General features: G+C 73.6%; 9 protein-coding genes. 5 read left to right on the forward strand and 4 right to left on the reverse strand.

From position 1 onward, the window contains the following. Together CCN39_RS32310 and CCN39_RS32315 are read right to left on the reverse strand one after the other, a co-directional pair. Positions 1 to 502 (reverse strand): ABC transporter permease (locus CCN39_RS32310; RefSeq protein WP_086848463.1); only part of this gene is annotated, 502 nt, incomplete at its 3' end. 17 nt (positions 503 to 519) lie between these two features. Then, the gene (locus tag CCN39_RS32315) at positions 520 to 993 is read right to left on the reverse strand and encodes an MmpS family transport accessory protein (RefSeq protein ID WP_086848465.1); all 474 of its coding nucleotides are present in this window, start codon (positions 991 to 993) and stop codon (positions 520 to 522) included. 155 nt (positions 994 to 1,148) lie between these two features. On the opposite strand from CCN39_RS32315, the gene CCN39_RS52795 reads away from it, so the two are divergent. The 5 genes from CCN39_RS52795 (at position 1,149) to CCN39_RS32340 (ending at position 5,242) form a co-directional block, all read left to right on the forward strand. After that, positions 1,149 to 1,970, forward strand: a complete 822-nt coding sequence (locus CCN39_RS52795; protein ID WP_341867716.1) for a DUF6597 domain-containing transcriptional factor — start codon at positions 1,149 to 1,151, stop codon at positions 1,968 to 1,970. An 86-nt stretch (positions 1,971 to 2,056) separates the two neighbouring features. Then, positions 2,057 to 2,323, forward strand: coding sequence for a helix-turn-helix domain-containing protein (locus CCN39_RS32325; RefSeq protein WP_244211094.1), 267 nt, complete (start codon positions 2,057 to 2,059; stop codon positions 2,321 to 2,323). Positions 2,324 to 2,429: 106 nt separating this feature from the next. Further along, positions 2,430 to 3,407 carry a LacI family DNA-binding transcriptional regulator gene (locus CCN39_RS32330; protein ID WP_086848467.1) on the forward strand — a complete coding sequence of 326 codons (978 nt, stop codon included), beginning with the start codon at positions 2,430 to 2,432 and terminating at the stop codon, positions 3,405 to 3,407. A gap of 545 nt (positions 3,408 to 3,952) precedes the next feature. Further along, the gene (locus CCN39_RS32335; RefSeq protein WP_086848469.1) at positions 3,953 to 4,534 is read left to right on the forward strand and encodes a MerR family transcriptional regulator; all 582 of its coding nucleotides are present in this window, start codon (positions 3,953 to 3,955) and stop codon (positions 4,532 to 4,534) included. Positions 4,535 to 4,585: 51 nt separating this feature from the next. After that, complete coding sequence (locus tag CCN39_RS32340; protein ID WP_086848471.1) at positions 4,586 to 5,242, forward strand: RES family NAD+ phosphorylase; 657 nt, start codon at positions 4,586 to 4,588, stop codon at positions 5,240 to 5,242. On the opposite strand, the gene CCN39_RS32345 is transcribed toward CCN39_RS32340, so the two are convergent. Continuing rightward, positions 5,224 to 5,874 carry an HAD family hydrolase gene (locus tag CCN39_RS32345; RefSeq protein WP_208630479.1) on the reverse strand — a complete coding sequence of 217 codons (651 nt, stop codon included), beginning with the start codon at positions 5,872 to 5,874 and terminating at the stop codon, positions 5,224 to 5,226. The genes CCN39_RS32340 and CCN39_RS32345 overlap by 19 nt on opposite strands. Next, positions 5,856 to 7,534, reverse strand: a 1,679-nt coding sequence (locus CCN39_RS32350; protein WP_086848475.1) for a S9 family peptidase, incomplete at its 5' end; no start/stop codon positions are given. The genes CCN39_RS32350 and CCN39_RS32345, both read right to left, overlap by 19 nt.

Consider the following 7,534-nt stretch of genomic DNA (forward strand, 5'->3'; position numbering starts at 1 on the left):
CGGCCGGGCGCGGCAGGAACCCGAGCGCGAGGGCGGCTTCGTACTCGCCGTGCCGGGACTCGAGCTCGTCGAGAGCGCGCCGGGCGGCCTGCGAAGTCGCGGTCATGGCGCCGCCGATCACGATGCCGGCGATCGGCACGACGGCGATCGGCCGGAGCGGGACGACACCGGCGCCGAGGACCAGGGCGAGCACGGGCGCGACGCCGGCGGCGATGGCCAGCGCCGTCCACGGGAGGTTCCGGCTGTTCCCGACGCGTCGGGCCGACGTCACCGCGGCGATCCCGAACATCAGCAGGACGAAGAGGCCGGTGAGCGGCGCCGAGCGCAGGACGGCGGTGATCACGAGCGACACGGCGGCGAGCTGCGCGACGGCCCGCGCGGCGGCGATCAGCACCGCGCGTCCCTGGCCGAGCCCGCCGGCCTTGACGACGACCGCACCGGCGACGGCGAGCAGGACGAGGACGGCCACCAGGGCGGGCCCGAAGGTGATCGCGGCGTTCACGCCGCCGATCCTGCCGCTCAGACGGCGCAGCTGAAGAGGCGCCCCGGCTCGGTCTCGGTCTTCTCGGCGACGACGACGCCGTCGACGACGATCCGGCACCGCAGCGCGCCGGGACCGGGGTTGCGGGCGGCGACGCTGTAGAACTCGGTGCGGCCGGCCGGGCCGACCCGGGTGAACTGCGTGGACCACGGCGTCGCGACCTCGGCCTGCTGGGTCAGCGCGGAGCCGGCGGCGGCGTAGGTGAGGTTGCGGGCGCCGTGCGTGCCGAGCAGTTCGTAGACGACGCTGTGGTTGACGGTGCGCACCGCGGCCGGGGCGACGGGCGCGGTGGCGGGCTCGTCCTTGCCGGGGCCGCGCCCGGAGCGGGGGACGACGTAGGCGGTGACCGCGAAGGCCGCGGCGAGCACACTCAGGACGACGACGAAGCTGCCGGCCGACCGAGCCCGCCCGGCGCAGTCGCGCCGGGGCCGGGTCGCGGTGGGAACGCCCATGGAGAGGTCTTCTCTCGTCGCGCGCACTTCCGTCGAGTGCGTCGACCTATATCTCGCCGTGACCTGACGGGGTGTTAGCCGGTCTTCCCGGGAAGTTCGATGTTCACCCGGACGGGTGGGTGCCGGGGCGCCGGTTTTTGTCGGTCCTCCGGAGGATGATCGGGGTCGTGTACGAGGAGGCGGCGGCGCCCCCGGCGTTGCGGGGCGTGGCGAGGTGCGTGTGGCGGTCGGTTTCGGAAGGCCCGAAGCGGATCGTCCCGGACGGCTGCGTGGACTTGGTGGTGGGAGACGGCACGGCGTTCGTGGCGGGACCGGACACCGCGGCGTGGTCTTCGGAGGCGGAGGCGCCGTTGAGCGGGGTGCGGTTCCTGCCCGGCCGCGCGGCAGCGGTGCTCGGAGTGGCGGCGGACGAGCTGCGGGATCGGCGGGTGCCGCTGGGTGAGCTGTGGGGGCGGTCCTTGGCGGAGCGGTTGGTGGAGGGGGTGTTGACGCCGGTCGCCGCGGTGACGGATCGACTGGCGGACGTGCCGGCTCCGGATTTCGCGGTGGCGGAGTGCCGCTCGGCCGACCCGGTGGGGAGCCAACGCCACCCCATGCGCCACCCGGCCGCACCGGCGATGAACCGGCGCGGGCCAGCACCGTGCTCGGCCAATCCGGTGGGAAGCCAACACCACCCCATGCCGCACCCAGCCGCACCGGCGACCAACCGGCGCGGGCCAGCACCGTGCTCGGCGGAACCGGTGGGGAGCCAACGCCACCCCATGCCCCACCCAGCCGCACCAGCGATGGACCGGCGCGGGCCTGCGCCCTGCCCGGCCGCGCCGGCGACAAGCCACCGCCACCCCGTGCCGCGCTCGGCCGCACCGGCGATGGACCGGCGCGGGCCAGCACCGTGCTCGGCGGAACCGGTGAGGAGCCAACACCGCCCCGTGCCACACCCGGCCGCACCGGCGATGGACCGGCGCGCACCTTCCTGACCCCACCTCCAGCCACCGCAAGCGCCGGCGCGAGGGCGGCCGACATCGTTGCCACCCGGGCCGAGGATCCCGGCCTGTCCGGTGCGGTGAGCGAGCGGCGGTTGCGGCGGCGGTTCGTGCAAGCCGTCGGGTACGGGCCGGCCACCTACCTTCGGGTGAGCCGGTTCCAGCGGGCCGTTGCGCTGGCTCCGCACGTCTGCGGGCTGGCCGCGCTCGCCGCCGCCGCGGGGTATGCCGATCAAGCTCACCTCAGCCGGGAGTGCCGGGCGCTGACCGGCCTCACGCCGCGCCGGTACTTCCGTGGACTCTCCACTGTGGACGTTGCCGTGCGTGATCGACTCCGTTCGGCGTAACCCCTGCGGACAACCGGAAGTGGCTGTTCACCCAAAAAGGTAAGCGGACGGTAAACGACTACCAAGAGCGCTATCCTCCCCCTCGACGAGTGATCAGGGAGGGCGTGTGGCCACCATCAGCGACGTCGCGGCGAGAGCCGGCGTCTCCACGGCGACCGTGTCGCGCGCGCTCAACGGAAAGTCCACTGTGGACCCCGCGTTGGCCGCGCGGGTCCAGGAGGCCGCCGCCGAGCTGGGGTACCACCCGAACGGGTTGGCCCGGAACCTCCGTCGTCAGGAGACCGCGGTGCTCGCGCTGATCATCTCCGACGTCGAGAACCCCTTCTTCACCGCCATCGCCCGGGGTGTCGAGGACCTCGCGCAGCGGTCCGGGTACTCGGTGGTGCTCTGCAACTCGGATGAAAACGAAGACAAGGAGCGGCGCTACATCGAAGTCGCGCTGCAGGAGCGGGTCGCCGGTGTGGTGCTGTCGCCCACCGGCCGGTCGACGAACGTCGAAGGCCTGCGGCGCCAGGGCACGCCGCTGGTGGCGGTGGACCGGCCGTTGCAGGCGGCGGAGGGCGACCAGGTGCTGGTCGACACCCGTCACGCGGCCGCCGAAGCCACCCGGCACCTGCTCGCCGGCGGCTACCGGCGCGTCGGCTGCCTGACCGGTCCGCCCGGCGTGCGCACGGCCGAAGACCGCCTGGCGGGGTACGCCGACGTCGTCGGCGAAGAGAACGTCCTGTTCCGGCGGGCGGAATACCGCGCCGAGGGTGCCCGGCTGGCCGCGCTGGAACTGCTGGACGACCCCTCGCCGCCGGACGCGCTCCTGGTCGCGAACAGCACGATGGCGATCGGGGTACTGGAGGCGCTGTCGGCGCGCGGCCTGCGCCCGGGCAGCGACGTCGGCATCGTTTCGTTCGACGACGCCCCCTGGACGACGCTGATCGACCCGCCCCTGACGGTGGTCGCCCAGCCGGCGTACGAGGTCGGCCGGGTGGCGGCGCAGCTCCTGCTGGCCCGCATCACCGACAGCAGCCGCGACGCGACGACGACGACGCTCGAAGCCCGGCTGATCGTGCGGAAGAGCTCCCGCCGCTGACGGGCCGGGATCGCCCGCCCACGGCAGGGCCGCTTCACGCTTCGGAAGGGCCGGCTCGCGCACCCCGAGCACGCGGGGCGGTCTAGGCACCCCGGCTCACTTGCCCGAAGGATCGGTCGCCCCGACGAGCCGGCAGCCGGAAGGCCGGCGGCACCCCGGCGCACCGGACTGAAGGGTCGGTCGCCCCAGCGAGCCGGCGACCGGAAGGCCGGTGGCAAACGACGTGCCCAGGGGCCGGCTCGTGCCGGGCCCCCAGGCACGCCCCACCCCCTGTGTCCCCCATGTCCGGCGCCGGAACGCCGGGTCCTGTGAGCACGGAGCGGAAATCGTTTACTCTTCCGGAACGTAGGTGCCCGACCGCACAGTGTCAAGCCGAGCCGGGGCTGGACAAGCGCCGCCGGTCCGGGGAGACTGACCGGAAGTTGACTACTCAACGTGTTGGATGATGTGCCCTCAGTGTCGATCTCTGGTGAATTCACGCACAGACAGGGCAAGAAAGCGCACGAACCCGCACATCCGCGCTGTTTCGGGTTAACCTGAGCCACATGTCTGTAGCGCTGGAGAACATCCTCGCCAAGGCGGGCCTGAAGGTCGACGCGAATGAGTTCCTCACTCTCGTCGAAGACGCCGCACGCAGACTGTCGCCACCGAATCCGGATCCCTCGCACTACTTCTCGGCCGACCAGCGCGCCGCGCTCACCGACGTCGGCCTCGACCTCTCCCCCCGGCGGGAAGACGAACCCGACTTCAGGGCGCGCACCGTCGCCGCCCACGCCGTGCTCGCCGAGGGGGCGCTCAGCGTCAACGAAGCCGCCAAGGCCCTCGGGGTCGACGACAGCCGGATCCGGCACCGCCTCAAGGAAGGGCGGCTGACCGGCTGGAAGGACGGCGGGTGGCGGCTCCCCGCGTGGCAGTTCGCCGGCTCGGGTGTGCTGCCCGGCCTGGAAGTCGTGCTGAAGGCGCTGCCCGACGATCAGCCCGCGCTGGTCGTCGCCGCCTTCATGAGCACGCCGCAAGCGGACCTCGTCATCAACGACCAGGCCGCGACCCCACGCCAATGGCTCCTCTCCGGTGGTGACCCGGACCACGTCGCGCGCCTCATCGCCACGCTCGGCACTCCGCTCTAGGCTGGACCCTCCCGAGCAAGATCACCGACAAGGACGGACCACCCCCGACCCATGGCCCGGCTCCCGCTGCCGCCCGCCCGATCCGTCCTGGTCCGGCAGCTGAACCGCGCCGACGACGTGGTGACGGTCCAGCCCGCGACCAGGCTCGTACGGATCTTCACCGCGCACGGCAACCACCCCCAGCAGTGGAACTCGTTCCGCTACACCGGCCCGCTGCCGCACGGCCGCTTCGACCAGCAGTCGCCCGCCCGCGGCGGCGCACCGGTCACCGATCCCGCCAACGGCGTCCTCTACTTCGGCCTCACCGTGCGCACCTCGGTCGCCGAGGTCTTCCAGACCAGCTCGACGGTCGACCGCCGCACCCGCGGTCCCCGGCTGGTCGTCGTCCGCCCGACGCGCACCCTGCGCCTGCTCGACCTGACCGGCCTCTGGCCGACGCGGGTGGGCGCCTCCCAGGAGATCTCCAGCGGGCCCAAGAAGCTGACGCAGGCGTGGGCGCGGGCGATCCGCGGCGCGTTCAGCGACCTCGACGGCCTCTGGTACCGCTCGTCGATGGACTCCGGCGACCCCGCGCTCTGCCTGTGGGACCCGCCGGCCGGCGCCGCGCTCCCGATCGCGCCGGACGTGCTGCTGCCGCTGGACCACCCGGGCCTGGACGTCCCGCTGGGCCGGGTCTGCGAAGAGCTCAACTACACGCTGCTGAACTGAGCCGCCAGCACCGGGATGACCGCCCTCAGGTCCGGGCCGTCGACGACGTGGGTCGCGACGGCGCGGGCGGCCGGGGTCGCGTTGAAGGCGATGCTCGTCCCGACGGCGGCGAAGAGCGGCAGATCGGACCGGCTGTCCCCGACCGCGGCGCACCGCTCCGGCGCGAAACCCTGCGCGAGCGCGAAGTCGCGTTTGCCGTACTCGTCCAGGTGCTCGGCGACGCGGCCGGTGTAGCGGCCGCCGGCGGCTTCGGGTACCGGGCCGCAGTAGGCGGCGAACCCGAAGCGCCCGGCGAGCATGCGCCCGACCGGTGTCCACGCGAGCGTGGTCAGGATCGGGCGCAGGTCGTGGTCGCGGCACCACGCCACCGTCTCGGCGATCCCGTCCACCAGCGGCAACGTCGCCAGCCGCGCCAGGACCGCCGCCTCGGTGTGCCCCGCCCAGCCGCGGGCGTCGATGACCGACGCCTCCTGATTGGTCATCTCGCCCGCGACGTAGGCCGCTTCGGCGGCGACGAGCTCGGCCTCGTGCCCGAGCACCGCGGCCACCCACGCGCACGAGCTGGTGCCCGGGACGAGGGTGCCGTCGACGTCGAAGCAGACCAGGCCGCGCGTCACAGGTGCCGCGACCACCACTCCAGGACAGCTTCGAACCGCTGGACGCGGTGCCGCGGCCGCCCCGAGCGGCTCAGCTCGTGGCCTTCGCCCGGGAACACGAGCAGCTCCGCGGGCGCGCCCGCGCGGCGCAGGGCCACGAACATCCGCTCGGCCTGCTCCAGCGGGCACCGCCAGTCCTGCTCCGAGTGCACCACCGCGAACGGGATCTCGATCTGCGCCGCGTACGACAGCGGCGATCGGTCACGCTGGACTTCCGGTGACGAGCCGATGTAGGCGTCGACGAACATGTAGCCGATGTCGGAGCTGCCGAGCATCGAGTCCCAGGCGTTGACCGCGCGCTCGCTCCACGCCGCCTTGAAGCGGTCGCCGTGGTGGGCGGCCAGCCAGCTGGTCATGAACCCGCCGTACGACCCGCCCATGATGCCGACGCGGGAGGCGTCCAGGTCCTGCCGCTCCAGGGCCTTGTCGAGCAGCGCCAGGACGTCGTCGACGTCGACCGTGCCGAAGCCGTGCGTGATCGCGTGGCCGTGCGCCTGCCCGTACCCCGCCGACCCGCGCGGGTTGCCGACGACCACCGCGTAGCCCGCCGCCGCGTAGACCTGCGCCTCGTCGAACACCGCCCACTCCTGCTGGGTGAACGGGCCGCCGTGCACCACGCGCAGCACCGGGTGCGGGCCGTCGCCCTCGGGCAGGACCAGCCAGCCGTGCACCGGGTAGCCGTCCGGGGCGGTGGTCTCCAGCTCGATCATCGGCCGGATGCCCTTGTCCCGCAACGGCTTCGAGTAGTCGGTCAGCCCCCGCGGCGCCCCGTCGCCCAGCAGCACGACCTCACCCGCGGTCGACGGCGTGGCGATCACCGCCACCAGCACCGAGCCGTCCAGCGCGAACGAGCGGACCGCGGCCTGGTCCGCGTGGACCACCGCGAGGTCGGCCAGCGGGGCCTCGACGCCGTCGACGGGAACCGCGCGCAGTTCCACCGCGCCGCGGTGGCGGACGGCCACGACGACGTCGTCCTCACGCGGGGCGGGCGGGCCGGCCGAGGTCTCGCAGTCCACGGTTTCGGCGTCGGTGAGCCGCCGCGCCTTCACCGGGCCGGTGCCGAATTCGGGCGTCGCCGCGTAGAGCCCGGTGGGGGCGGCTTCGTGGTGCTCTTCGAAGGACTGTCCGAAGTAGAACAACGTGCCGTCGGCGCCGAACACCGGCCGCTCCGAGTACCCCTCGCAGCGCACGACGACCTCGGGCTCGCCGCCCTCGGCGGAGATCGCGCAGATGTCGCGGAAGTCGCTCTCGGCCGCACCCCAGTCCGGCGGGGCGGTGAAGACCACGCGCGTGCCGTCCGGCGTCCAGGCCGGGTGGGCCGCGTCGAACCCGTCGCCGGTCAGCGGCTCGAGGTCCCCGGGCTCGGCGGCGTCGGCAGTGTCGATGACGAACAGCCGCTGCATGCGGTCGCGCAGGAACCCGACGTCGTCGATCCGGTAGTCCATCCGCGTGATCCGGCGCGGGGCCTCGGCGGCCGGTTCGGGCGTCTCGCCGTCGGCGTCCGGCGTGCCGTAGCGGCCGGCCTCGGGCACCCGGGCGGTGAACGCGATCCGCCGCGAGTCCGGCGCCCAGACCGGTTCCCCGGCCCCGAGGTGCAGTGCCGTCAGCTTGCGGGCCTCCCCGCCGTCCGACGGCA

The sequence above is a fragment of the Amycolatopsis kentuckyensis genome, assembly GCF_002155975.1.
In the GTDB taxonomy this organism is placed as follows: Bacteria; Actinomycetota; Actinomycetes; order Mycobacteriales; family Pseudonocardiaceae; genus Amycolatopsis; species Amycolatopsis kentuckyensis.

Coding starts and splice junctions, on each gene's coding strand:
- CCN39_RS32315 (WP_086848465.1), bottom strand. CDS start 993: ATGGGCGTTCCCACCGCGACCCGGCCCCGGCGCGACTGCGCCGGGCGG.
- CCN39_RS32335 (WP_086848469.1), top strand. CDS start 3,953: ATGTCTGTAGCGCTGGAGAACATCCTCGCCAAGGCGGGCCTGAAGGTC.
- CCN39_RS32340 (WP_086848471.1), top strand. CDS start 4,586: ATGGCCCGGCTCCCGCTGCCGCCCGCCCGATCCGTCCTGGTCCGGCAG.
- CCN39_RS52795 (WP_341867716.1), top strand. CDS start 1,149: ATGATCGGGGTCGTGTACGAGGAGGCGGCGGCGCCCCCGGCGTTGCGG.